The sequence below is a fragment of the Streptomyces spiroverticillatus genome, assembly GCA_014650415.1.
GTDB lineage: Bacteria > Actinomycetota > Actinomycetes > Streptomycetales > Streptomycetaceae > Streptomyces > Streptomyces spiroverticillatus.
Window position 1 is genome coordinate 40,816 of the sequence record BMUX01000015.1, and the last position, 24,936, is coordinate 65,751.

Annotated in this window: 22 protein-coding genes; 10 read left to right on the top strand and 12 right to left on the bottom strand. The window is 72.8% G+C overall.

Going from position 1 to position 24,936, the window contains the following annotated elements:
- Nucleotides 1-57: 57 nt before the first annotated feature.
- Together IE269_RS31490 and IE269_RS31495 are read left to right on the top strand one after the other, a co-directional pair.
- A complete protein-coding gene (locus IE269_RS31490; RefSeq protein ID WP_189826643.1) occupies nucleotides 58-1,173 on the top strand; it encodes a 3-deoxy-7-phosphoheptulonate synthase in 1,116 nt (371 codons plus the stop codon).
- 321 nt (nucleotides 1,174-1,494) lie between these two features.
- Nucleotides 1,495-3,843, top strand: coding sequence for a non-ribosomal peptide synthetase (locus IE269_RS31495; protein WP_189826644.1), 2,349 nt, complete (start codon nucleotides 1,495-1,497; stop codon nucleotides 3,841-3,843).
- A gap of 82 nt (nucleotides 3,844-3,925) precedes the next feature.
- Here IE269_RS31495 and IE269_RS31500 read toward each other — a convergent pair whose 3' ends face one another.
- From IE269_RS31500 to IE269_RS31515, 4 genes are all read right to left on the bottom strand, one after another.
- Complete coding sequence (locus IE269_RS31500; RefSeq protein ID WP_189826645.1) at nucleotides 3,926-4,654, bottom strand: alpha/beta fold hydrolase; 729 nt, start codon at nucleotides 4,652-4,654, stop codon at nucleotides 3,926-3,928.
- 161 nt (nucleotides 4,655-4,815) lie between these two features.
- The gene (locus IE269_RS31505) at nucleotides 4,816-5,394 is read right to left on the bottom strand and encodes a YdeI/OmpD-associated family protein (protein ID WP_189826646.1); all 579 of its coding nucleotides are present in this window, start codon (nucleotides 5,392-5,394) and stop codon (nucleotides 4,816-4,818) included.
- Between the two features lie 61 nt (nucleotides 5,395-5,455).
- Nucleotides 5,456-6,634 carry an FAD-dependent oxidoreductase gene (locus IE269_RS31510; RefSeq protein WP_189826647.1) on the bottom strand — a complete coding sequence of 393 codons (1,179 nt, stop codon included), beginning with the start codon at nucleotides 6,632-6,634 and terminating at the stop codon, nucleotides 5,456-5,458.
- Between the two features lie 118 nt (nucleotides 6,635-6,752).
- Nucleotides 6,753-8,207 (bottom strand): MFS transporter, encoded by a 1,455-nt coding sequence (locus IE269_RS31515; RefSeq protein WP_189826648.1) that lies wholly within the window; start codon nucleotides 8,205-8,207, stop codon nucleotides 6,753-6,755.
- A 101-nt stretch (nucleotides 8,208-8,308) separates the two neighbouring features.
- Here IE269_RS31515 and IE269_RS31520 point away from each other — a divergent pair, with 101 nt between their 5' ends.
- Nucleotides 8,309-8,926, top strand: coding sequence for a CGNR zinc finger domain-containing protein (locus IE269_RS31520; protein WP_189826649.1), 618 nt, complete (start codon nucleotides 8,309-8,311; stop codon nucleotides 8,924-8,926).
- A 33-nt stretch (nucleotides 8,927-8,959) separates the two neighbouring features.
- Here IE269_RS31520 and IE269_RS31525 read toward each other — a convergent pair whose 3' ends face one another.
- The 8 genes from IE269_RS31525 to IE269_RS31560 form a co-directional block, all read right to left on the bottom strand.
- Nucleotides 8,960-10,105, bottom strand: a complete 1,146-nt coding sequence (locus IE269_RS31525) for an acyl-CoA dehydrogenase family protein (protein ID WP_189826650.1) — start codon at nucleotides 10,103-10,105, stop codon at nucleotides 8,960-8,962.
- A gap of 45 nt (nucleotides 10,106-10,150) precedes the next feature.
- Entirely contained in the window at nucleotides 10,151-11,821 is a 1,671-nt protein-coding gene (locus IE269_RS31530) for an AMP-binding protein (RefSeq protein ID WP_189826651.1), read from the bottom strand.
- Entirely contained in the window at nucleotides 11,818-12,795 is a 978-nt protein-coding gene (locus IE269_RS31535; protein ID WP_189826652.1) for a transketolase family protein, read from the bottom strand. Before IE269_RS31535 ends, IE269_RS31530 begins: the two co-directional genes overlap by 4 nt.
- Nucleotides 12,792-13,691, bottom strand: a complete 900-nt coding sequence (locus tag IE269_RS31540) for a transketolase (protein ID WP_189826653.1) — start codon at nucleotides 13,689-13,691, stop codon at nucleotides 12,792-12,794. The genes IE269_RS31535 and IE269_RS31540 overlap by 4 nt, the downstream gene beginning before the upstream one ends.
- Before the next feature lie 109 nt (nucleotides 13,692-13,800).
- The gene (gene argC / locus IE269_RS31545) at nucleotides 13,801-14,826 is read right to left on the bottom strand and encodes an N-acetyl-gamma-glutamyl-phosphate reductase (protein ID WP_189826654.1); all 1,026 of its coding nucleotides are present in this window, start codon (nucleotides 14,824-14,826) and stop codon (nucleotides 13,801-13,803) included.
- The gene (locus tag IE269_RS31550; RefSeq protein ID WP_189826655.1) at nucleotides 14,823-15,686 is read right to left on the bottom strand and encodes a RimK family alpha-L-glutamate ligase; all 864 of its coding nucleotides are present in this window, start codon (nucleotides 15,684-15,686) and stop codon (nucleotides 14,823-14,825) included. The genes argC and IE269_RS31550 overlap by 4 nt, the downstream gene beginning before the upstream one ends.
- Nucleotides 15,687-15,725: 39 nt before the next feature.
- Nucleotides 15,726-15,908, bottom strand: a complete 183-nt coding sequence (locus IE269_RS31555) for a lysine biosynthesis protein LysW (protein WP_189826656.1) — start codon at nucleotides 15,906-15,908, stop codon at nucleotides 15,726-15,728.
- Between the two features lie 118 nt (nucleotides 15,909-16,026).
- Nucleotides 16,027-16,956: a LysR family transcriptional regulator gene (locus IE269_RS31560; RefSeq protein ID WP_189826657.1), complete on the bottom strand. Its 930-nt coding sequence runs from the start codon at nucleotides 16,954-16,956 to the stop codon at nucleotides 16,027-16,029.
- A 341-nt stretch (nucleotides 16,957-17,297) separates the two neighbouring features.
- Here IE269_RS31560 and IE269_RS31565 point away from each other — a divergent pair, with 341 nt between their 5' ends.
- The 7 genes from IE269_RS31565 to IE269_RS31595 all read left to right on the top strand — a co-directional run bounded on the left by IE269_RS31565 (nucleotide 17,298) and on the right by IE269_RS31595 (nucleotide 24,901).
- A complete protein-coding gene (locus IE269_RS31565; protein ID WP_189826658.1) occupies nucleotides 17,298-18,188 on the top strand; it encodes a family 3 encapsulin nanocompartment shell protein in 891 nt (296 codons plus the stop codon).
- An 84-nt stretch (nucleotides 18,189-18,272) separates the two neighbouring features.
- Nucleotides 18,273-19,349: a sulfotransferase gene (locus IE269_RS31570; protein ID WP_189826659.1), complete on the top strand. Its 1,077-nt coding sequence runs from the start codon at nucleotides 18,273-18,275 to the stop codon at nucleotides 19,347-19,349.
- Nucleotides 19,346-20,116: an SDR family NAD(P)-dependent oxidoreductase gene (locus IE269_RS31575; RefSeq protein ID WP_189826660.1), complete on the top strand. Its 771-nt coding sequence runs from the start codon at nucleotides 19,346-19,348 to the stop codon at nucleotides 20,114-20,116. The genes IE269_RS31570 and IE269_RS31575 overlap by 4 nt, the downstream gene beginning before the upstream one ends.
- A 78-nt stretch (nucleotides 20,117-20,194) precedes the next feature.
- Nucleotides 20,195-22,051, top strand: coding sequence for a M20/M25/M40 family metallo-hydrolase (locus IE269_RS31580; RefSeq protein ID WP_189826661.1), 1,857 nt, complete (start codon nucleotides 20,195-20,197; stop codon nucleotides 22,049-22,051).
- A complete protein-coding gene (cysC, locus tag IE269_RS31585) occupies nucleotides 22,036-22,686 on the top strand; it encodes an adenylyl-sulfate kinase (protein WP_189826662.1) in 651 nt (216 codons plus the stop codon). The genes IE269_RS31580 and cysC overlap by 16 nt, the downstream gene beginning before the upstream one ends.
- Entirely contained in the window at nucleotides 22,683-23,624 is a 942-nt protein-coding gene (cysD, locus tag IE269_RS31590) for a sulfate adenylyltransferase subunit CysD (RefSeq protein ID WP_189826663.1), read from the top strand. The genes cysC and cysD overlap by 4 nt, the downstream gene beginning before the upstream one ends.
- A 2-nt stretch (nucleotides 23,625-23,626) precedes the next feature.
- Complete coding sequence (locus IE269_RS31595) at nucleotides 23,627-24,901, top strand: sulfate adenylyltransferase subunit 1 (protein WP_189826664.1); 1,275 nt, start codon at nucleotides 23,627-23,629, stop codon at nucleotides 24,899-24,901.
- Nucleotides 24,902-24,936: the final 35 nt, after the last annotated feature.

Genomic DNA, 24,936 nt, shown 5'->3' on the forward strand with positions numbered 1-24,936 from the left:
TCCACCCTCCCTCGCTCCGGGCCCCTGTCCCCGGACGCTCCAGAACGGATCACGCCCATGAGCCCCGTCCGCACCGCACCCGTCGCCCCTGTCGCCCCCGTCGCCCCGGCTTCCGGCACCTCCGCCGACTTCGCCCCGCTGCCCACCCCCGACGAGCTGAGGGCGCAGATACCGCTGTCCGCCCTCGCGAAGAAGACCACCGCCCTGGCCCGCCGGGACATCGCCCGGATCCTCACCGGCAAGGACGACCGCAAGGTCGTCATCGTGGGCCCCTGCTCCGTGCACGACCCCGACGCGGCCCTCGGCTACGCCGAGCGGCTGTCCGCGCTGGCCGCCGAGACCAGGGACCAACTGCTCGTCGTCATGCGGGTGTACGTGGAGAAGCCGCGTACCCGGGTCGGCTGGAAGGGGCTGCTCAGCGACCCGCGCCTGGACGGCTCGTACGACCTGCCCAGCGGCCTGGGGCTCGCACGGGGCCTGATGGCCCAGATCGCCGGCACCGGGCTGCCGGTGGCCAGCGAGTTCCTCGACCCGCTGGCACCGCACTACCTCGCGGACGCCGTCGCCTGGGGTGCGATCGGCGCCCGTACCGTACAGAGCCAGGTGCACCGGCAGATGACCAGCGGACTCGGGATGCCGATCGGGTTCAAGAACGCCACCGGCGGCGGGGTGCAGGACGCCGTGGACGCCGTCGTCTCCGCCTCGCACGCCCACGTCTACCCCGGGCTGCGGGGCGACGGCAGGGCGGCGGTCGTGGCGACCCCGGGCAACCCGGACGGCCACGTGGTGCTGCGCGGGGGCTCCAACGGGCCCAACTACGGGCCCGAGGCGGTCGCCGAGGCGCTGGCGGAACTGGCCGCCGCCGGACTGCCGCAGCACCTGATCGTCGACGTCAGCCACGGCAACAGCAACAAGGACCACGAGCGGCAGCCGCTCGTCGTCTCCGACCTGGCCCACCGGATCGCCGCCGGTGAGCAGGGCCTCGCGGGCGTCATGATCGAGAGCTTCCTCGCCCCCGGCCGGCAGGACCTCGAACTCGGGCGCACGGACCGGCTCGTGTACGGGCAGAGCGTCACCGACGCCTGCGTCGACTGGCCGACGACCGTCCGCATGCTCGAGGAACTCGCCGCCGCGGTCGACACCCACCGCTCCACCCCGACGGCGGCGAGCTGACCCCGTACTCCCCGGCCTCACCCCGCACTTCTCGTACGTCCCGCACTTCCCCTGCCTCCCGCGCCGCCCGCACGTCCCGGCCCGGCCGCACGTCTCGCACCGGCCGCACGTCTCGCACCGGCCGCACGTCTCGCACCGGCCGCACGTCTCGCACCGGCCACAGGCCCCGGCCCGGCCACACGGCCCACCCCGGCCACACGTCCCGCGCCGGTCGCGCCACCTGTACGCCCCCCGCACACCCCGTACGTCTCGTACTGCCCGCACGTCCCGTGCCACCCGCACCGTCCGCGCCTTGCCCCGAGCCCGAAAGGAATCATCACCGTGGCTGTCACCACGAGTTCTTCGCTGCCCCTCGCCCGCGTCCTGGAGGGCGCACGATCCGCCGAGCCGCGTCGGCGTACGGTCCTCGTGCCCGGGCCCGTCGCCGAACGGCCCCAGGAGTACGCGACGGCGGCGCTCGCCGCCCTGGTGCACCGCTGCACGGGCGAGACCGACCTGCTGATAGGCCGCCGCCGGCGTCCGGGCACGGTCGAGTCGCTCTCCGTGCGGGTGGAGCCGCAGAGCTCCGGCGCGGACCTGCTGCGCGGTGCGGCCGACGCCCCCGTCGTCGACGGGCCCGGCGGGGGCCGCCCGGCGCACGCCGCCGTGGACACCGCCGGACCCGCCGGGCAGGCCCTCGCCGCCCTCACCCTCACCCTCGGCGACCAGGGCTTCGAACTCGCCCTGGACAGCGAGGAGTTCGACGACGCGGCGGCCGACCAGTACGCCCGCCACCTGGAGCGGGTCCTGGCCGCGCTGGCCACCGAGCCGGACACCGCGATCTCGGACATCCCCCTGCTGTCCGACGCGGAGCTGCACCGCATCCTGGTGGACTGGAACGACACCGAGGAGGAGGTGGGCCCCCTCTTCTTCCACGAGCTGGTCGCCGAGACCGCCCGCCGCACCCCCGACGCGACGGCGGTGCTCCTGCCCGGCACGCGGCTGACGTACCGCGAACTCGACTCGCAGGCCAACCAGCTCGCCCACCGGCTGACCGCCCGCGGCGTGCGCCCCGGCGACCGGATCGGCGTCTGCTTCCCGCGCGGCGCCGAGAGCCTGATCGCCCAGCTCGCCTGCTTCAAGCTGGCCTGTGCCGCGATCCTGCTCGACAGCGACTTCCCCACCGACCGCATCCGCTACATGATCGAGGACGCCTCGGCCGCCGCCGTGCTGACCCTCGCCGCCCACGAGGCCAAGGTGACGGGCCTCGCCCCGGTGATCGCGCTCGACGCCGACGACTGGCGCACCGAACCCACCACCGAGGTCAGCGAGCCCGTCGACGCGGACGACCTGATCCACATCTGCTACACCTCCGGCTCCACGGGCGCCCCCAAGGCGGTCATGGTCCGCTTCGGGGCGGCCCGCAACCTCATCCACAGCATGGCCGAACTGTGCGACGTGACCAGCGCCTCCCAGGGCACCTGGCTGGCCGCCCCGGGCTACGGGATGATCGAGGTCGAGTGCTTCCCGGTGCTGGCCCGGGGCGGCACCGTACACATACCGGACGTGTCGGTGGTCTCCTCCGAGCACCGCCTCCAGGAGTGGTTCCTCCGCGAGGGCATCACCACCACCCTGCTGATGAAGCCGATGGCCGAGCGGCTGTGGCGCCTGGAGTGGCCCGAGGGCACGCCCCTGGAGAACATCCGGGTCTGCGGCGAGCGCATCCAGTCCTGGCCCCCGGCCGGACTGCCGTTCCGGCTGATCAACCTGTACGGCTCGGCCGAGGCCACCGTCGTCGCCAGCTGCGACATCACCGCCCTGGGCGAGCGGCTCGGCGAGGAGGGCCGGGCCCGCAGACTGCCGCCCATCGGCAGCCCCACCGCCAACGTCACCATCTACGTGCTCGACGAGGAGCTGCGCCCGCTGCCGCCGGGGCTCGTCGGGGAGATCTGCATCGCCGGGGTCAGCCTCTCGGCCGGCTACCTGGGCCGCCCGGAGGCCACCGCGGAGAAGTGGATCACCAACCCGATCGACCCCGACCGGCACCCGGTGATGTACCGCACCGGCGACCTGGCCCGCTACTGGCCGGACGGCAGCATCGAGATCGTCGGCCGCACCGACAACCAGATCAAGGTGCGCGGGAACCGGGTGCACCTCGGTGAGATCGAGGTCGTCCTCACCACCCTCCCCGGGGTGGACCAGGCGGCGGTGCTCGCCCGCCAGGACGGCCAGGGCGACGTCCAGCTGACCGCCTACATCGAGCCGGCCCCCGGCACCACCCCCTCGGTGCGCGACATCAGGCGCGGTCTGAACCAGCGGCTGCCGTCCTTCATGGTGCCGGCGGCCTATGTCGTCGGCGGGCTGCCCACCAGCACCAACGGCAAGATCGACCGGACCGCGCTGCCCGAGCCGCCGCGCTCCCGCCCCGAGCTGGACGTGCCGTACCAGGCCCCGGCGGGGGAGTTCGAGGAGGCGCTGCACGGACTGTGGGTCAAGGTCCTGGAGCTCGACGGCGTGGGGGTGCACGACAACTTCTTCGAGCTGGGCGGCGACTCGCTGCGCGCGGCCCGGCTGACCGTGCTGGCCGGTGAACTGTTCGGGGTGGACATCGAGATCGTCGACCTCTTCGACGAGCCGACCGTGGCGAAGATGGCTGTGCTGGTCGGTGAGCGGGTGCCGGCCGCGGCCTGACCGGACTTCCCCCTCGAACGCGCGGTGCCCCGCCGGTGAGAAAACCGGCGGGGCACCGCGCGTTCGGGTCGGACCTCGCACCTCACGCGGCCTGTGGCACCTCGTGGGCCAGCCAGCCGTCGAGGGCCGCCATGAACGCCCCGTGATGTCCGTACCAGGTGAGATGGCCGGCCCCCTCGACCGACCGGACCTCGATGCCCCGGGCCCGCAGGGACTCCACCGCGGCCGGCGGTACGAAGCGGCTGGGCTCGGGGCGGACGACCAGGGTCGGCAGGGGCGGCGGTACGAACTCCTGCCCGGCCACCGAGGCGAGCAGACTCACCGAGGTGGCGACGTCGAACTGCTCCGCCGCCCCGGCCTCGGCCTCCCGGTCCTCGGGCCGCCAGGCCGGTTCCTGCCGGTCGAGGGCGTCGAGCGTGCGCCGCGCCTTGGCCTTCTCGTACGAGGCGGTGAGCGACTGCGGGTCGAAGTCGGAGCGACTGGGGCCGAACGGGGTGTCCACGTACACCACCCGTTCCGGCGCGAGGTGCTCCAGGGCCGAGGCCAGGACGAAGGACCCCATCGAGTGCCCCACGGCGAGTGCCGGGGTCCCGGGCACGGACGCGAGCAGCGCGGCGACGAAGGCGTCCAGGTCGGCGGCGGGGTCCGCGGGGGAGAGGCCGTGGCCCGGCAGGTCCACCGCCACCACCCGGTAGCCCCGCGCGGCCAGTGCGGGGCCCACCTCCCACCAGCACTGCGAACTGCTCAGCATTCCGTGGACGAGTACGGCGACCCGGTCGCCGGTGCCCCATGTGCGTGTGTGAAGAGTCATGCCGGGAAGAATAGGCGCCGCTTTCGCGGGTGCCTTTTCGATACGGGAGAAGATCCGTGATGGAAACGATAAACCGCCGCCCCTTCCTGCGGGAACACAGAAAGGGGCGGCGGATTCTTGCGGCAGTGGTTTCTCGTGGCAGTGGATTCTTGCGGCAGTTCTCAGGAGGGGACTTCGGTGGTTTCCAGGTGATGCACGATCTTCTTCAGCTGGGCCTCCCGCTGCTCCTCCCCGACCGCCTTGAGCAGGGGCAGCATCAGCCCGTAGCGGGCGGTGCGGCCCAGGAGGGCGAAGCGTTCGGCGGCGAGCGGGTGCTGTTTCAGCGTCGCCTCCAGATCCGCCGGAACCTCGGTGTTGGCCTGGGACTCGTAGGCGGCTTCCCAGCGCCCGTCGGCCTGTGCGGCACGGATCTCGGCCAGGCCGGGTGCACGCATCCGGCCCGCCTCGATCAGCGCCTCGACCTTGCGGATGTTGACCATGGACCACACGCTGCGGGGGCGGCGCGGAGTGAGTTTCTGGAGGAAGAACTCATGGTCGAAGGATTTCCGCTGCCCCGGGATCCATCCGTAGCACAGCGCCACGTCGAGTGCCTGACCGGAATCCAGCGACGGAATTCCCGATCCCTTCTTGGCGATTTTCATCCACACCCCGGAGGGCTCCGTGTGGTGTTCTTCGAGCCAGACCTCCAGGGCCTCCTCGTGGGGGAAGTGGATTACCTCGGCCTCGCTGGTCGGAGCCATCGGTGTGCCGTGCCCTTTCCGTCTCACGTACTCACGTATTGCTTGCTCACGTACTGCTTGCTCACGTATTGCTGAAATCGGTGGCGCCGTGCAGCCAGGACACCGCGTCGTGCAGACCCTCGCCGGACAGCGACGCGAGCATCGCGTTGCGCCGTGCCGCGTGCTCGCCGGCCGGGTGGTACAGCTCGCTGCCCATCCAGCGGGCGGTGAGCGTGGTCCTGGCGGTGCGTTCCCGGCGGGCGCCGTTGTACTTCTCCAGGTGCTGCGGCACGTCGTCGGCGTCGCACTGCAACAGGGAGCCGAGCACCACCGCGTCCTCCAGGGCCATGCAGGCGCCCTGGGCGGCGTACTGGAGCATCGGATGCGCGGCGTCCCCGGCCAGTGCCACCCGGCCGTCGACCCAGGTCTCCACCGGGTCGCGGTCGCAGAGTACCCAGGTCCGCCACTGGCTGCCGAGCTCCAGCAAGTCCCTTGCGCCGTCGGCCAGTTCGGCGAAATCCGCCAGGACCCGGTCGCGGTCGGCGGGCACGCCGGTGAGCTCGTGGCGGGCGCCGTCGTCACGCGTGACGGCGAGGTTGAGCAGTTCGCCGCCGCCTATCGGATAGTGCACGAAGTGCAGGCCCGGACCCGCCCAGAGGGTCACCGCCCGGGTCCTGAGCCGCTCGGGGACCTCCGACATGGGGATGACGGAGCGGTGGATGGTGTGGCCCGAGATCCTGGGCGCACCGTCGCCCACCAGCTGCGCGCGCACGGCGGAGCGCAGACCGTCGGCGCCGATGAGCGCCTGGCCCCGGAAGTCGCGGCCGGCGGCGGTCGTCGCGGTCACCTCCCCGCCGGACTGCCGGTAGCCGGTCACCTGCTGCCCGCCGAGCAGTTCGACGCCCGCGCGCCGGCAGGCGTCGAGCAGCGCCCGGTGCAGATCGGCCCGGTGCACCACGGCGTACGGATTGCCGAACCGGGCCCGGTACGCGCCGCCCAGCGACATGGCCGCGATCCGCGCGCCGGTGGTCGCGTCCATGAGGCGCAGTTCGTCCATGATGTCGGCGCGCGCGGTGACGTCGTCGCGTACGCCCAGGGTGTGCAGGGCGTGGAACGCGTTGGGCGCCAACTGGATGCCGGCGCCGATCTCGGTGAATTCGGCGCGTCCCTCCAGGACGGTCACCCGGTGGCCGTTCTGCGCCTGGCCCAGTGCGACCGCCAGTCCGCCGATGCCGCCGCCTGCGACGAGTAGGTGAGTCATGGCTCGTTCCCGGTCCTTTCTGTGACGGACGGTGCGGAGGCCGGCCCTCCCAGGGGGTGTGGAGGGCCGGCCGCTGGGCGCCTCCGCAGGGGGAAAGGGAGGCGCCGTCGAAGGGGCCCTAGTTGGCCGCCGCCGCAGCTCCCTCCGGCGTACCGCCGCCGGCCGGGACCTCGGCCTTCTTCGCGGCGGGCGCCGAGGCGACCGCCGTGCCCCGCAGACCGAGGCCGGCCGCGGCGACGATGCCGACGGAGAGCGCGGCGGTGAACCAGAAGGCCGCCTGGAAGCCGCCGACGGGAATGGAGCGGACCGCACCGTGCGCCAGCCCGGCCAGCGCCACGCCGAGGGCCAGGCAGAGGCCGACGCCCAGCTGACGGCTGGAGTTGTAGAGCCCCGAGGCGAGACCCATCTGCGGCCCCGCGACCCCGCTGGTGGCGGCGACGGCAGTGGTGATCATCATGACCGTCACGCCCAGTCCGAGCAGCACCCCGCCGGGCAGGACCACCAGGAGGTACGAGCTCGCCGCCGTGACCTGGGCGAGCAGCGCCGAACCCGCGGTCAGGAGCACACCGCCGATGATCAGCGTGGTGCGTGCGCCCAGCTTCTCGGTGAGCCGGATCACCGGGACGCTCGCCAGGAAGACCACGAACGCCTGCGGGAAGAAGGCGAGTCCGGTCTTGACCGCCGAGTAGCCGAGCACCTGCTGGAGGTACAGCGTGATGAAGAAGGTCGAGACCGACATCACGCCGCCGGACAGGAAGGCGATGCCGTTGCCGGAGGACAGGCTGCGGTTGCGGAAGACCGACAGCGGCACCAGGGGCGCGGCGACGCGGGTCTGCACGATCAGGAAGGCGATCAGGAGTACGGCGCCCGCGGCCAGCGACACGATGACGGGCGTCGCGCTCCAGCCCTCGTCGGAAGCCGTGGTCAGCCCATAGCTGAGGGCGCACATGGCAGAGGTGACCAGGATCGCGCCGGGCACGTCGAGCTTGGTCGCCCGGGTGGCCTGGTGGTCGGCGACGAGCCGCTTGGCGGCCAGGGCCACCAGGACGATGCCGACCGGGAGGTTGACCAGCATCACCGCACGCCAGCTGATGTACTCGGTGAGCAGGCCGCCCGCGGCGACACCGCCGGAGAAGCCGGCCGAGGAGACCGCGCCGAAGACGCCCATGGCCTTCACCCGCTCCTTGCCCTCCGGGAACCCGGCGGCGATCAGCGCCAGCACGGCGGGGGAGACCGCCGCCGCTGCCAGCCCCTGGAGCGCACGGGCGGCGACCAGGACGAACGGCTCGGTGGCGATGCCGCCGAGCAGCGAGGCGAGGGTGAAGACCAGGAGGCCGATCACGAACAGCCGCTTGCGGCCGACGACATCGCCCGCCCGCCCGCCGAGCAGCAGGAAGCCGCCGTAGAAGAGCGCGTAGGCGCCCACGACCCACTGCAGCCCGCTGTCGGTGAAGCCGAGGTCGTGCTGCATGCCGCCGAGAGCGACATTCACGATGGCGAAGTCGAGCGCGAGCATGAACTGTGCGGCGCACAGCAGGAGAAGCGGCGGCCGTGCGCCGGTGGTGCTGGTCATGGGGTTCCTTCCGAGAGGTGAGGGGTGAAGGGACGAAGAGGGATGAGAGAAGAGGGGCAAGGGGATACCGGTCAAACCAAGTGACCGGTACGCTCTGCCGGATGACCGGAAAACCGCGGACCGTACGGCAGCCGGGCGACCGTGAAGTCGCCCCGGGCCGCCTCCGCCTCGTGCAGGCCTTCGTCAACAGCGTCAACGTCGAGTTCGGCCCCGACGACTTCGCCACCGCCGACGGGTTCGTCCGCTGGCTGGAAGGGCCCGCGGCCCAGGCCGGGTTGGGGCCGGACGGGCCCCGGCTCGTCGCGGCCGGGGTGAGCGAGGCCGACCGCAGGCGGGCCGTCGAACTCCGCGAGGCGCTCCGCGCGCTGCTCCGGGAGAACAACGGCGGGGACCCGGACCCCGGAGCCCGGTCCGCCGTCGAGCGGATCGCCGCCCACAGCCCGCTGGTCCTCGGTTTCGACGAGGCGGGACTGCCCGGTCTGCGGCCGGGCCGCGACGGGATGGCGGGCCTGCTCGGGCAGGTCGTCGGCGCCGTGGTCGAGGCGGCGGGGGACGGCACCTGGCAGCGGCTGAAGGCGTGTCACGACCACCGTTGCGAGTGGGCCTTCTACGACCGGGCGCGCAACCGCTCCGGCCGCTGGTGCTCCATGGCGGTGTGCGGCACCCGCTCCAAGATGCACGCCTACCGGCAGGGACTGAGCGCCGCCCGGACCGGCTGACCCGGGCCGGCCGGCGTCCGGCACCGGCCGCGCTCACGGCGCGTACTCCTTGCCGAGAACCAGACGCGCCACCGTGAGTTTGGTGGCGGCGGCGGTGCCGTCCGCGAGCTGGAGCCCGATGACGTCCCGCAACCGCTGGGCGACCGGCCCGTCCTCGCTCCACCCCTGGTGGCCCAGGGTCAGCAGCGCCTGGTGGGTGGCCTCCACCGCCGCCTTGGGCGCCCACCACTTGGCCATGTTCGACGGGATGCGGGGGTCCTCGCCCAGGTCGGCCCGGCACAGTGCCTCGTACGAGACCAGGCGCGCCGCGTGCAGCAGCGTGGTGTGCTCCACCAGCGGGAACGACACCGACTGGAACCGGCCGATCGGCCGGCCGAAGGCGGTGCGCCGGCCGGCGTGGGCGTACGCGGCGTCCAGTGCGGCGTTGCCGACCGCTATCGCCATGAGCGCGATGAGCGCCCGGGAGACGCCGAAGCCGCGCATCACCGCGGTGAAGCCGCCGCCCGGCTCGCCCACCAGGTCCTCGGGCCCGACCCGCAGCCCGTCGAAGAGGAGCCGCCCGCGGCCCCCCGCCTTGCAGCCCAGGTCGGACAGTTGCTCCCGCTTCACCCGCTCGCTGTCGAGGGAGGTGTAGAAGGCGCTGATGCCGCCCGCGCCCGCGCCGCCGGTGCGGGCGAAGACCAGGGCGTGCGTGGCGTACGTGGCGACCATGATCGAGGTCTTCTCGCCGGTGAGCAGCCAGCCGTCGCCGTCCGGTTCGGCCCGCAGCTGGATGCCCGCCGCGTCCGTGCCGTGGTCCGGCTCGGTCAGCGCGAGCGCGACCACGGACTCGCCGCGGGCGATCGGCGGCAGCCAGCGGTCCAGCTGCTCCGGGGAGCCGTTGTCGGCGAGCACGCCGCCCACGAGCGCGGCGTTGAGCACCGGGAAGCACACCGAGAGGTCGGCCGCCGCCAGTTGCTCCAGCGCGATACCGGCACTGACCGCGTCGAGGCCGAGTCCGCCGTACGCACGGGGCAGCCGCAGCGCGAACAGGCGGGCCGCGCCCAGGTCGGCGAACAGCCCCCGGCGGTAGGTGCCGCGCCGGTCGTGCTCGTTGCTGTACGGGGCGATCTTGTCGGCGGTGAACTCGGCCACCTGCTGGGCGAGTTCGTTCTGGGCCGGGGTGAAGGCGAAGTCCATGGAGCTGTGCCCCCTTCTTCGGGTCGTCGAGATGTGCGGGGAGGTTCAGACCCGCAACAGGTCGCGCAGGGCGAATTTCTGGATCTTTCCGGAGGGGGTACGGGGCAGCTCCGGGAGCTGTTCCACCCGTTCCGGCCAGTACGTCTTGGTCATGCCGAGCCGCGCCAGGTGCTCCCGCAGTTCGGGCAGGCCGACGGGGGAACCCGTGGTGACCAGGAAGGCGCAGGCGCGTTCACCGAGCCGCGGGTCGGGGAAGCCGACCACCGCGACGTCCTTGACGGCGGGGTGGCGCAGCAGCGCGCCCTCGACCTCGACCACCGGTATGTTCTCGGCGCCGCGCACGATCATGTCCTTGACCCGGCCGACGATCCGGATGCCGCCGTGGCCGTCGTCCCTGGCCAGGTCGCCGGTGTCGAACCAGCCGTCCCCGGTCAGCTGGGCCTCGTACACCTCCTGACGGGCGAAGTAGCCCAGGCACTGGGCCGATCCGCGCACCTGGAGCGTGCCGGTCTCCCCGGCGGCGACCGGGCGGCCGTCCTTGCCGGTGATCCGCACCTCCATCCCCGGCACCGGGGTTCCGTCGCTCTCGGCGGCCCGCAGCACCGGGTGCTCCGGCCGGGTGACGGTGACGCAGCCGTTCTCCGTCATGCCCCACAGCGCGTACACCCGGCAGCCGAGCACCGCGTCGGCGTCCTCCACGAGCAGCGGCGCTATCGGCGCGCTGCCGGTGGCGAAACTCCGCAGTGCGGACAGGTCGTGCGGCGTCCGGCGCTGGGCGTCGATCAGGTCGGAGAGGAAGGTGGGGGCGCCCATGAAGAAGCTCACCCGCTGTTCCTGGAGGATGCGCAGCATGCGCTCCGCGTCCCACCGGTCCACCTGCACGGCGGTCGCGCCGAGCAGCAGGGGCATCACGAAGTTCCAGGTGAATCCGGCCTGGTGGGTGGTGGGCGAGCCCATCGCGGTGACCTCGTCGCCGCCCAGGCCCAGGACGTCGGCCTGCGCCCGGTTCATCGAGTACAGCGTGTTGTGGCTGTGTACGACGCCCTTGGGCTCGCCGGTGGTGCCGGAGGTGAACATCACCTGGGCCGGGTCGTCGGGTCCGGCCTCCAACGCGTCGAGCCGGGCGCGCAGTTGAGGATCGGGCTCCGGTGCGTACAGGTCGGACATGAGGTCGAGCGCGTCACCGCGCTGCGCGGCGTCCCCGCCGAGCAGGACCCGGTGGCGCAGGGTCGGCACGGCCGCGGCGACCTCCGCGCTCATCGCGGCGTACGAGAAGCCCCGCACCTCGGCGGCGCCGATGTAGACCGGGCTGCCGGTGAGGCGGCACATGAACTCCACCTCGCGGCGCCGCATGGTCCCCACCACCGGACCCGGGACCGCGCCTACCCTGGCCGCGGCCAGGCAGAGCGCCACCAGCTGCCAGGAGTTGGGCAGTTGCAGGGTCACCACGTCACCGCGCCGCACCCCGAGCCGCAGCAGGCCGGCCGCGAACCGGTCCACCCGGCGGGCGAGGTCCGTGTACGTCACGGTCTCGGCCTCGTCGCCCGCGTAGCAGACCAGGGCGGGCCGGTCGGGCGTACGGGCGGCCCAGCGGCGCAGGTCGTGCAGGACGGTCTCCTCGCGCCAGTACCCGGCCGCCTTCCAGCCGTCCCGCGGGGCGGCGTCGTACCCGGGACGGGCCAGGGCCTCGGGGTCGTGCTCGTGCACCGCGGTCATGAGGTGCCTCCCTGGGGGTCGGTGAGCGTACGGCGGGCGCGATCGGCGATGGCGCGGGCGCTGACGCCGCCCCGTTCGAGCAGCTGCTGCTGGCTGCCCGCGACCGGGACGAAGGCGTCCGGCATGGCGATGCGGTGCACCTGCACGGGCCGCAGGGCGCTGAGTTCCTCGGCGACCGCCGAACCGAACCCGCCGGCGCCCCAGTGCTCCTCCACCGTGATCACCGACCGCTGGCCGTCCAGTGCGTCCAGCAGCGCGGGCGTGTCCAGCGGTTTGACGGTGTGCACGTGCAGGACGGTCGCCGAAATGCCGTCGTGGTCGAGGAGTTCGGCCGCCTCCAGCGCCGCCAGCGCCGGGTACGGTCCGCAGGCGGCGACGGTGACGTCGGTGCCGCGCCGCAGCACCTGGGCCTTGCCGATCCGCGGTGCCGACGTGGCCGGCAGGGCGGGGGTGGGTCCCCGGCCGAGCCGGAGGTAGACCGGCCCGCCCAGGGCGAGTGCCTGACGCAGGAGTTCCTCCGTCTGGCCGGGGTCGCCGGGCACCACCACCGTCATGTGGGGGAGCACCCGCAAGGTCGCCAGGTCCTCCAGGGCATGGTGGGTGGGGCCGAGGTGGCCCGCCGACACCCCGGCGTGGGTGGCCGCGATCACGACGGGCAGGTTGCCCAGCGCGATGTCGAGCTTGACGGCCTCCAGGGCACGCGAGGAGGCGAAGGCGGCCATGGTGGTGACGACCGGGACCCGGCCCTCGCGGGCGAGGCCTGCGGCGGCGCCCATCAGGGTGTGCTCGGCGATGCCCAGGTTGAGGTAGCGCTCCTCGCCGGCGGCGAAGTCGACGCCGTTGAAGAGGCCGGTGTCGCTGTCCAGGACGACGAAGCGGTCGTCGCCGGGCAGGAGCCGGGCGATCGTGTCGCGGTAGACCTCGCGGGCCGAGCGGGTGTCCTGGCCCTTCGTGGCGTCCGTGGCCGTGGTCATCGCCTGGCCCCCGCCTCGGCGCGCAACGCCTTGAGCAGTTGTGCCTCCTGCCGCCGCCCCAGCCGGGCGTAGTGGCTGCGGGCCTGGCCCTCGATCGGGGCGACCCCCTTGCCCTTGACGGTGTGGGCGATCAGCACGGTGGGCCGGTCAGGGAGGGGCGGCGCGGTGAGCGCCCGTTCGAGCATGCCGAGGCTGTGGCCGTCGGCCTCCAAGACCCGCCAGCCGAAGGCGCGCCAGCGGTCGGCGAGGGGTTCCAGCGCGCCGACCGACTCGGTGGAGCCGCTGATCTGCAAGCCGTTGCGGTCCACGATCGCGGTGAGGCGGCCGAGCTTCCTGGCGGCGGCGACGGAGGCGGCCTCCCACACCGAGCCCTCTTGGAGCTCACCGTCCCCCATGACGACGTAACAGCGCCGCCCGGACCCTTCCAGCCGGTGTGCGAGGGCGTGGCCCACGCCGACGGCAAGCCCGTGGCCCAGCGAGCCGGACGGCATCTCCACACCGGGGATCCCGGGGTGCGGATGGGCCGTGAAGTGGCTCCCGGGACGGGAGTAGTCGGCGAGGTCCCCGGGCGGGAAGTACCCGGCCTCGCAGAGGGCGGCGAACAGTCCGATGCCGCCGTGCCCCTTGCTGAGCAGGAGCACGTCCCGCTCGGGCAGACCGGGGAAGCCGGGGTCGTGGCGCAGCACCCGGAAGTAGAGGACGGTGAGGATCTCCACCAGGGACATCGAGCCGCCGATGTGGCCGCCCTCGGGACTCGCGCACATCCTCACGATGTGCTCCCTGATCCGGGTGGCGACCTCGCGGAGGTCGTCGTGCGCCTGCGGGGCCGCGAGGACGGAGCGCTCGGCTCCTGCCCCGGCGAGCGGCGGGGTGTCCAGCAGCGGTGGGCTGCTCATGCCTGGTCCTTTCAGCGGGGGAGGTGCGGGTGCGGCCGGGTGCCGAACGCGCCGGTGGCGGGGCTCAGTCGGGGTGCGGGCGGGAGGTGCCCAGTCGGGGTGGCGGTGCTCAGTTGGGGTGCAGCCCGGTGAATCCCAGGCCGCGGTCCTCCGGTTCGCCCAGGCGTACGTTCATGCACTGCACGGCGTTGCCGGCGCCGCCCTTGACGAGGTTGTCCAGGGCCGCGATCACGGTGACGGTGGAGGCGCCCCGGTCCAGGGCGAAGCCGACGTCGCAGAAGTTGGAGCCGGAGAGGATCTTGGCGTCGGGGAAGCGGTGCATGCCGCGCCGGGCGGCGACGACCCTGACGAAGGGCTCGGCCGCGTACCGGGACCGGTAGGCGGCCCGCACGGCGCGTTCGTCCACGCCGTCGGCGAGGGTGGCCCGGCACAGCAACTGCACGCCGCGCACCGCCTCGACACCGGTCGCGGTCATCCGTACGACGTGCCCGGTGGCCTGGGCGATCTCGGCCTCGTGCCGGTGCCGGGTGGGGGCGAACACCCGCAGCGCGCCGCTGCGTTCGGCGTGCAGGTTCTCCGAACCCGCCTTCGCGCCGGAGCCGCTGGACCCGGTTCTGGCGTCCACCGTGATGTCGCCCCGGACCAGTCCCGCCTCGGCGAGCGGAACCAGCGACAGGATGCCCGCCGTGGCCATGCAGCCCGGCACGGAGATCCGGTCGGCGGTGCGCAGCCGCTCCCGGTGGAGTTCGGGAATCCCGGGGGTGAAGGTGGAGAGCAGCTCGGTCGCCTCGTGCTCGACGCCGTAGTAGTCCAGGTAGGCGGCGGTGTCCTGGAGCCGGAAGTCGCCCGAGAGGTCGATGACGACGTTCGCCCGGGCGAGGAACTCGGGCATCCGCTGCATGGTCTCGCGGTGCGGTGTGGCGAGGAACAGCACGTCGCAGTGGCCGAGTTGGTCCTCGCTGGAGAACGTGAGCCGGGTGCGGCCGCGCAGGTTGGGGTGCACGCCGTCCACCGGCCGCCCGCGCAGGGTGCGCGACGTCGCGTGCACGACCTCCACCTGGGGATGGCCGATCAGCAGGCGGAGCAGTTCGCCGCCGATGTAACCGGCCGCGCCCACGACAGCTGCCCGGATCATGCCTGTGCCTCCTTCGTCAGCAGTGCGGCGATGGAGTCCGCCACATCGATGTCCGTGCCGTGGCTCTGTTGCAGGCCGCGGAATTCCACCCGGTCGTTGACCTCCAGCACGGTCAGCCGGCCGTCCGGCTCCTGGAGCAGGTCCACCCCGGCGATCAGCGCCCCGAGGGTCTCCGCCGCCCGCACCGCGAGCCCGGCGAGGTCGGCGTCGAGCGGGCAGCGCTCGCTCACCGCCCCGCGGGCCACGTTGGTGCGCCACTGGTCGCTGCGGCGGTACGTCGCCCCGACCGCCCGGCCGCCCACCACCAGGACCCTGATGTCCCGGTCGGGCTTGGGCACTTCGCGCTGTACGTAGACGATGTGCGACTGCGGGGACGGCAGGGCGGCCAGGTGCTCCAGTACGGCCGCCGCCATCGCGGCGTCCGTCACCCGGGTCACCAGCCGGCCCCAGGAGCCGACCAGGGGCTTGAGCACGGCCGGGTAGCCGAACTGCTCCAGTGCCTCCAGCGCCGCCTCGGGAGTCAGCGCCAGGACGGTCTCCGGCGTCGGCACCCCCTGGGCGACCAGCGCCGCCGAGGTCTGCCACTTGTCACCGCACAGGGAGGTGGCGGCGGCGCTGTTGAGCACCGTGACCCCCGCGGACTCCAGGGCTCCCGCCGCGTACAGCGCCCGGTAGTGGCCGATCTCGCGGTTGAGTACGGTCCGCGGGCCGGCCCAGGGCCCGCCCGCCCGGACCGAGAGGGCGCGGGGGTCGATCTGCTCGCAGACGGCGCCCCGCCTTTCCAGCGCCTCCAGAACGGCCTTCTCCTCGAAACGCACGCGCGAAGCGAGGACACCCAGCCGCAGTGCCGCGGAACTCATCCTTCAATTCCCCTTCTTCGGTGTCGGAGACGGAACTGCTTATTCGCCCCAGTCCTCTTCGACCTCGGGGGCGACAATGAGCTGCGGCGGGTCCACCGACTCGACCTCCAGCTCGATACGGCATTCCGGGCACTCGACTATCTCGCCGACCCGGGTGTCGCTCTCCCACGGGATGACGGCGTCGCATTCGAGGCATTCGGTGGCGACCAGCGTATTCGGCATGGCATTTCCCTCACTGGTAGAAGCTGCTGAATCGAATTCGACTCTATCCTCGGTATTTCCCGTGCAGCGTTCCCGGCCATGAGCGGTTCGCATGGAAACAAGTCCGATCGCTTATGCCTTATACCGGCACCGGTACGCCCGGCCCCGGCGTCCTGGGCACGGCCGGCGCCTCGGCCCCCTCGGTGATCAGGGGGTATCCCTCCAGCGCCCGCCGGAACGCCCGCTCCGCGACCCGGGGGAATTCCTCCGGGACCGCCCCGTGGGCCAGCGCCAGCGTCACCGGCAGGGTGGGCGGCTGCGGCAGCCCCGGACGTACGGTCAGCGGCAGCCCCCACAGCTCGTCGCCGTTGGCGACCAGGCAGGTCACCCCGAGACCGGCCTTGGCGGCCGACCGCAGGCCGATCAGTTCGGGCCCCTCGTAGGCGATCTGCCAGGCGATGCCCGCCCGGTCGAGCGCCTCGCCCACATGGGCGCGCACGGTGCAGGGGTCGGGGAACAGCGCGACCGGCAGCACGGCCCCCGTCGTGGGGGGACGGCCGAACCAGGCCGTCCGCATCCTGCCGAGTTCCCTGCGGTCGGTGCCGGGTTCGAGCTCACCGGCCTGGAGCAGCAGCGCGGCATCGAGCTGACCGGTGCGGCACTGCTGCTCCAGCGCCTCGCTCGCCCCGGTCCGCACCCTGAGCTGCACATGCGGCAGGCTCCGGTTCACCAGCCGCAGGAACTCCGGCAGCACCTCGGCGAGCTGGCTGGCCACGCCCACCGAGAGAAGCGCCTGGCCGGCCTCCGGCACGAAGCGGGCGACCGCCTCGTCGTTCAGCGCCACGATGCGGCGCGCGTACCTGAGCAGCTCCTCGCCCTGGGGGCTGAGCCGCATGTCCCGCCCGGTGGAGGCGAACACCGGTCCCTTGATGAAGCCGGCCAGCTGACGGATCTGCTGGCTCACCGCGGGCTGCGTGATGTGCAGTGCCTCCGCCGCCCGGCGGAACCCGCCGTGCTCCACCACGGCGACCAGCGCTCTCAGCCGATTTATTTGCAGGTCGTGGCGCAATCTCCCCACCCGTTTCTATTGCCTGTACGGCGCTTTCCTGCTGCTTCTTGTGGAATCTGCGGCAAGCCTAGGCCGGAGGGGCCGTGCGCTGCTACGGACCAGTTCACCAGGTGCGTATGAAATTTTCATGCCGGGGGCATGCAGTTTTCCTTGCGCAGGCCGGCGGGGGATCGGCGGGTATCTGCGGGGGATCGGCGGGCAATCACGGCGACTTATTCGGGCCATAAATTATGCGTGCGGGTTTGCTCTCGGCCCGGAGCGGATCCGACCTAAAGTCGACCCCAGTCAATCCGCTTACATTCCTTCCGGAGTCGTCGCCGGAATTATCGAGGGAGACCGAAATGCTGGCAGCCACCGCCTCTTCGGCAGTGACGCAGGGAGTCCAGATACAGCTCGCCGACCCGGCTCTCGCCGAGCGCAGCCCCGGCGAGGAATTCGCCTGGTCGGTGCGCGGGGCCGCGGCGGCCGAGGACCGCGTGGTGCCGTTCCGCGCCCACCTCCCGGCGGTGTTCCCGCTGTTCGCCACCCGCCCGCGTTATGCCGTACGACACCTGCTGAAGACGGCGCAGGTCGCCGACGCGCCGGTGCCGTATGTCCACGAGCCGGCCGCCCGGCTGGTGGCGTCCGGCACCTCCTACCGCACCACGCCCGAGGGCTCCTTCACCTCCCGGGTGGAGCACGCCGAGCTCACCGACCTGGTGGTGCGGGTGCCGCTGCCCGACGGGCTGCTCGACCAGCCGGCGCTGCTCGCCTCCTTCGTCGACTACCGGGTGCTGGTGCGCCTGTCGGTTGTGGAGAACCAGACTCTGCTGCACGGCAGCGAGGACAAGGCCATCACCGGGCTGCTCGACCTGCCGGGCATCCGTACGGGCCGCCTCGGCGACGACGTGTACGCCTCCATCACCGAGGCTGCGGCGGAGGTCGAGGAGACCGGCGGTTCCTGCGACGGCATCGTCGTGCACCCCTTCACCTACTGGGAGTTGGTGCGCACCGGAGTGCTCGGCCAGCTCGGCGCGGCGGGCATCACCGTCTCCCGCACCCGCATGATCCCGCGCGGCCAGGTGCTGCTCGGCGACTTCCGGGCCGCCGTGACGCTGCTGGTGCCCTCGGTCGCCTCGCTGACGCTGCTGCGCGGCCAGGGCCCGGACGGCGGCGACGTCGTGGAGGCGTCGAGCCGGATCGGACTCGCCGTCCACCTGCCGCAGCACTTCCTCCTGCTGACCAGCGACTGACCGGCGGCGACTGCCCTCAGCAGACCGAAGCAGTCCGACTCAGCCCGACTCAGCCCGACTCAGCCCGACGAAAGGGTCCCCACCGTGACCGGCCCTCCCGCCCGAGTCCTGTACATCACCGGATGGATGCGCAGCGGCAGCACGCTGCTCGGCAACGTCCTCAACGAGCTCCCCGGCGTCCTGCACATCGGCGAGCTGCACTTCCTGTGGAAGAACGGCGTCCTGGGCGCCGGCACCAACTCCACCTGCGGCTGCGGAGAACCGGTGACCGCATGCCCGCTCTGGTCCCGCGCGCTCGCCGCACTCCCGGCCGGGACCACCGAGGAGACCGCACGCCGCATGCTGGCGCTCCAGCAGCAGCTGATGCGCACCCGGCACACCCGGGCCCGGCTCGCCGAGGCGCAGCACAGGCAGCCCGTGCCCGCCGACGTCACCCGGCTCCTCGACCAGTCGGCCGCCGTCTACCGGCACCTGGCCGGGCACGGCGGCGAGCGCCTGGTGGTCGACGGCTCCAAGTGCCCGGCGGAGGCCGCGGCCCTGCTCGGCCGCGACGACCTCGACGTACGCGTGCTGCACATGGTGCGCGACCCCCGGGCCACCGCCCTGTCCTACCGGGGCGCGAAGGAGTACATCGACCCGATGTCCGCGTCCCGCAGCAGCCGCTACTGGACGGCCTTCAACCTGGCGTCCGAACTCGTCGGCAGGGCGGCCGGCGACAGGTACCTGCGGATCCGGCACGAGGACCTCTGCGCCCGCCCCCGGGAGACGGTGGCCGAGGTCATCCGCTTCGCGGGCCTCGACGACGCGTCGCCCGTCGACGCGGCGGGCAGCGTCGCACTCGGCGTCAACCACACCGTCACCGGCAACCCGGACCGGCTCCGGCACGGCGTGACCCGGATCAGGCCCGACGGTCGCTGGCACACCGCGCTCGGCCCCGCCGAAGTCAGGTCGGCGACCGTACCGGCACTGCCGTTGCTGGGACGGTACGGATATCCGCTCACGTCCGCGCCTCATCGGCCCAACAGCGGCCTTCCGCACGGCACTTCGGGCTCCTCCACCCCGGCTCCCGCGTCCGCCGCCCCCGCCCCCGGGACCGCTGCCCGCGAGGAGGGCCGGAGCGGACCGTTGCTCCGCCCGCTGTGGCCGGGTGAGGTCTGGTGAACCTGGGACTCGACGGCCGCGTCGCCCTGGTGGCCGCCTCCAGCAGCGGCATCGGACTCGCGACGGCCAAGGCGCTCGCCGCCGAGGGCTGCGACGTGTCGATCTGCGGCCGCGACCCGCAGCGCCTGGCCCGGGCCCACAAGGAGGTGGACGCCGGAGGCCCCGGCCGGGTGCTGAGCCGGACGGTGGACCTGCGCGACGAGCACGCCGCCGCCGCATGGGTGCGGGAGACCGAGCGCGAACTCGGCGCCCTGCACGTGGTGGTCACCAACTCCGGCGGCGTGCCCTTCGGCCCGGTCCAGGACTTCGAGGTCGCCGAGTACCGGGAGGCCGTCAACGACAACCTGCTGCCCCACGTCTCGCTGGCACTGGCCGCCGCACCCCTGCTGAAGCGGGCCGGCTGGGGGCGCATCGTCATGATCACCTCCGAGTCGGTGCGCCAGCCCCACCCGGGCAGCGGCCTCTCCTCGGTGGCCCGACTCGGGGTTCTCGGCTTCGCCAAGGGCCTCGTCGCGCACTTCGGGGCCTGCGGGGTGACGGTCAACGTCCTCGCCCCCGGCTTCCACCGCACCCCGATCCTCGACGAGCAGTACGGCGACCGGGTGGAGGAGCGCCTCGCCGAGGTCGCGGCCGGACTGCCGCTCGGCCGGATCGGCCGGGCCGAGGACCTGGGTGCACTGGTGTCCTTCCTCGCCAGCGAACAGGCCTCCTTCGTCACCGGCAGCGTGCTGGTGGCCGACGGCGGCAGCACCCGGGGCATCGGCTGAGCCGACCATCCCCCTTACCGCGCCACCCCTTTCACCCACCTCGTCCCGTCCCGCCCCGGCACCCGAAGGAGTTCGCACATGCCGGCACTGGAGGAAGCCGCCAGCTCACGCGAGGCCGCGCTCTACGTGGTCAAACTCGGCAGCGCCACCCTGGCGCACCGCCACGTCTACGACGAACTGCTGGCCCTGCGCCGCCGAGGCGCCCGGCTGCTCGTCGTCGCGGGCGGAGCGGCAGGCATCGCCGAGCACTACCGGCGCACCGGGCGGGAGATCCGCACCCTGGTCTCCCGCACCGGTGACGACATCCGCTACTGCCCGCCCCAGGAGATGCCGCACATCGTCGCCGCGTACGAGCAGGTCACCCTGCCGCTGATCGAGGAGGAGCTGACCGGGCGCGGCCTGTCGGTCTTCGCCGCGGTGGCCCGCACCGGCGCCCTGGTCAGGGCGACCGTCAACGGTCCCCTGCGGGTCCGGGACAACGGCCGGCTGCGCGTCGTACGCGACCACCGCGCCGGCACCGTCGCCGCGATCGACGTCCCCCGCATCAACGCCCTGCTCCGGGCCTTCGACGTGGTCTGCCTCTCCCCGCCGGTCGCCGACGCGGAAGGCGGCTCGGCGCTCAACGTCGACGCCGACGTCCTCGCAGGCGAGCTGGCGCGCGCCCTGGACGCCGACCACCTGCGCCTGGTGACCGGCACCGCCGGCCTGCTCGCCGACCCCGCGGACGCGGCCAGCACCCTGCACCACATCGGCCCCGGCGAGGGCGGCCAGTACGCCCGGGGCCGGATGCGGCAGAAGGTCAGGGCCGCCGAGATCGCCGTCCGGGGCACCTCCGACACCGCGATCACCGGCCCGCACACCCTGTCCACGGCCTCCTCGACCCGGTTCTGGGGCGCCACCCCTCCCGCACCCGACCTGAACCTGCTGTCCCGGGCGGTGCAGATCTCCTCGGTCTCCCGCGACGAACGGGAACTCGCCGAGTTCCTCGCCGCCTGGTGTTCCGACCAGGGGCTCAAGAACGAGATCGACACCGCGGGCAACCTCGTGGTGACCAAGGGAGCGGGCGACCGGCGGCTCCTGATGCTCGGTCACCTGGACACGGTGCCGCACCGCTGGCCGGTCCGCTGGGACGGCGACGTGCTCCACGGGCGCGGTTCGGTCGACGCCAAGGGCAGCCTGGTGACCTTCCTCCAGACCCTCGCCGCCTACGAGCCCCCCGAGGGCGTCGAGCTGCGGGTGGTCGGCGCCGTGGAGGAGGAGATCACCGCCGCAGGTGCCTTCCACGTACGCGACACCTGCCCGGCCGACGCGGTGATCGTGGGGGAGCCCAGCGGTGCGTCCGCGCTCACGCTCGGCTACTACGGGCTGATCAAGTTCCGGCTGCACACCCGCGAACGCGTCGGACACACCGCCGGCGAAGGCGTCAGGACGGCCGGCGACCGGCTGGTCGAAGCCCTCGCCGCAGTGCGCGCCGCGGTGGCCGACGTCGCGCCCGACGCCCTCACCGCGACGCTGGGCGCAAGCGCCCTCAACGAGGGCGACGTCCAGGCCGGGGAAGCCGTCGTGGACGTCCGGCTGCCCCCCGGGCACCAGGTGGAGACCGTCCTGGACGCCGTACGGGCCGCAGTGCGCGAACCCGTCCTGACCGAGGTGCTGCGGGCCACCCCCGGCGTCGCCACCCCCCGCACCAGCCCCCTGGTCAAGGCCTTCCAACGCGCCTTCCAGGGCGAGGAGTCGAGGCCCCGCTACCTGCTGAAGAAGGGGAGCAGCGACATGAACACCCTCGCCACCACCTGGCACGACGTTCCCATGGTCGCCTACGGCCCCGGTGACGCGAGCCTGGACCACACCCCCGACGAGCACCTGCACGCGGCCGAGTTCCGCCGGGCCCAGCGCCTGCTGACGGCCGCCGTCCGAGAATGGAGCACGATGTGACCCTCCAGACCCTTGCCCCGGCCCCCGTCCCGCGTGCCACGGCCCCGCGTGCCACCGCCCCGGCCGTGTGCCCCCCGGCCCCCGCCCCGTACTGCACCTGCTACCCCGGATCGACCGTCTGGCTGACCGGACTGCCCAGTTCCGGCAAGACCACCGTCGCCCGCGCCGCCGCCGAACTGCTGCGCGCCCGCGGCCGCCGGGTCGAAGTGCTGGACGGCGACGAGTTCCGCCGCACCCTCTCGGACGACCTGGGCTTCTCCCGCGAGGACCGGCACCGCAACGTCGTACGCATCGGACACGTCGCCCAGGTCCTCGCCCGCAACGGCGTCACCGTCCTGGTCCCCGTCATCGCCCCCTACGCCGACTCCCGTGCGGACGTGCGCTCCTCGCACGCCAGGAGCCGTACCGCCTTCCTGGAGGTCCATGTCGCCGCACCGGTGGAGGTCTGCGCCCACCGTGACGTCAAGGGCCTGTACGCCAGCCGGGCCGCGGGCGAGATCAGCGGCCTGACCGGGGTCGACGCCCCCTACGAAGCACCCCGCACCCCCGACCTGAGGATCGACTCGCACCACGAACCGGTGGAGCGCTCGGCCACCGCCCTGATCGCCCTGCTCACCGAGCGGGGGCTGGCATGACCGCGCTCACGACCGCGCCCGCCGTGCCGCTCGGCACCGACGCCTGCGCGCTCTCGCACCTCGACACCGTCGAGTCGGAGGCCATCCACATCTTCCGCGAGGTGGCGGGCGAGTTCGAACGGCCGGTGATCCTCTTCTCCGGCGGCAAGGACTCCATCGTCATGCTGCACCTGGCGCTGAAGGCCTTCGCCCCCGCCGCCCTCCCCTTCTCCCTGCTGCACGTCGACACCGGCCACAACTTCCCCGAGGTCCTCGACCACCGCGACCGCACCGTCGCCCGCCACGGCCTGCGGCTGCACGTCGCCCACGTACAGGACTTCCTCGACGACGGCCGGCTGCGCGAACGCCCCGACGGCACCCGTAACCCGCTGCAGACCGTGCCCCTGCTCGACGCCATCTCCACCGGACGGTACGACGCTGTCTTCGGCGGCGGCCGGCGCGACGAGGAGAAGGCCCGCGCCAAGGAGCGGGTGTTCTCCCTGCGCGACGAGTTCGGCGCCTGGGACCCGCGCCGCCAGCGCCCCGAACTGTGGTCCCTCTACAACGGCCGGCACGCACCCGGCGAACACGTCCGCGTCTTCCCCCTCTCCAACTGGACCGAGCTCGACGTGTGGCAGTACATCCAGCGCGAGGGCATCGACCTGCCGTCGATCTACTACTCCCACCACCGCGAGGTCTTCGCCCGCAACGGGATGTGGCTGGCCCCCGGCGACTGGGGCGGCCCCCGCGACGACGAGCACATCCAGCTCAAGCAGGTCCGCTACCGCACCGTCGGAGACATGTCCTGCACCGGCGCCGTGGAGTCGACGGCCACCAGCGTGGCGGAAGTGATCGACGAGATCACCGCCTCCCGGCTCACCGAACGCGGCGCCACCCGCGCCGACGACAAGCTCTCCGAGGCCGCCATGGAAGACCGCAAGAAGGAGGGCTACTTCTAGTCATGGACATCACCAAAACCCTGCGTTTCGCCACCGCCGGCTCGGTCGACGACGGAAAGTCCACCCTGGTGGGCCGCCTCCTGCACGACTCGAAGTCCGTACTCTCCGACCAGCTGGCGGCGGTCGAAGCGGTGTCGCTCCAACGTGGCCAGAGCACCCCCGACCTGGCACTGCTCACCGACGGACTGCGCGCCGAACGCGAACAGGGCATCACCATCGACGTGGCCTACCGCTACTTCGCCACCGCCCGCCGCCGGTTCATCCTCGCCGACACCCCCGGCCATGTGCAGTACACCCGCAACATGGTCACCGGCGCCTCCACCGCCGACCTCGCCCTGGTCCTGGTCGACGCACGGCACGGAATCGTCGAACAGACCCGCCGCCACCTCGCGGTCACCGCGCTCCTGCGCATCCCCGCGGTGACGCTCGTCGTCAACAAGATGGACCTGGTGGGCTTTTCGGAGCAGGTCTTCGCGGACATCACCGCCGAGTTCACCCGGTGCGCCCGGGCGCTCGGCGTCCCCCGAGTGACCGCCGTCCCGGTGTCCGCGCTCGACGGCGACAACGTCGTACGGCCCTCCGGCCGCATGGACTGGTACGCGGGCCCCACCGTCCTGGAGCACCTGGAGACCGTGGACAGCGGCGTCGACCCGCGCACCGAACCCGCCCGCCTGCCCGTCCAGTACGTCATCCGGCCCGGCTCCGCCGCCCACCCCGACTACCGGGGCTATGCGGGCCAGCTCACCTCCGGCCTGCTGCGGGTCGGCGACCCGGTCACCGTGCTGCCCGCCGGTCGTACGACCGTCATCGAGGCCATCGACACCCCGGCCGGCCCGGCCCCGGCCGCCTGGGCGCCGCAGTCGGTGACCGTACGCCTGGCCGACGACATCGACATCGCCCGCGGCGACCTCATCGCCCCCGCCCGGACCCCGCCCCGCACCACCCGGCAACTGCACGCCACCGTCTGCCAGTTGAGCGAACAACCGCTGCGGGCGGGCCGGCGCGTGCTCCTCAAGCACACCACCCGCACCGTACGGGCCGTGGTCCAGGAGATCGGCTCCCGGCTCGACCTGCACGACCTCACCGAACGCCCGGGCGCCGCCGCACTGGAGGCCAACGACATCGGCCGGATCGTCGTACGCACCGCCGAACCGATCGCCCTCGACGGGTACGCCGAACTCCGCCGCACCGGCTCCTTCCTGCTCATCGACCCGGACGACGGCAGCACACTCACCGCCGGCATGGCCGACGCCCCGGCCGACACCGACGGGATGTGATTCCTGCACACCGCGGCCATGACATCTTCATACGG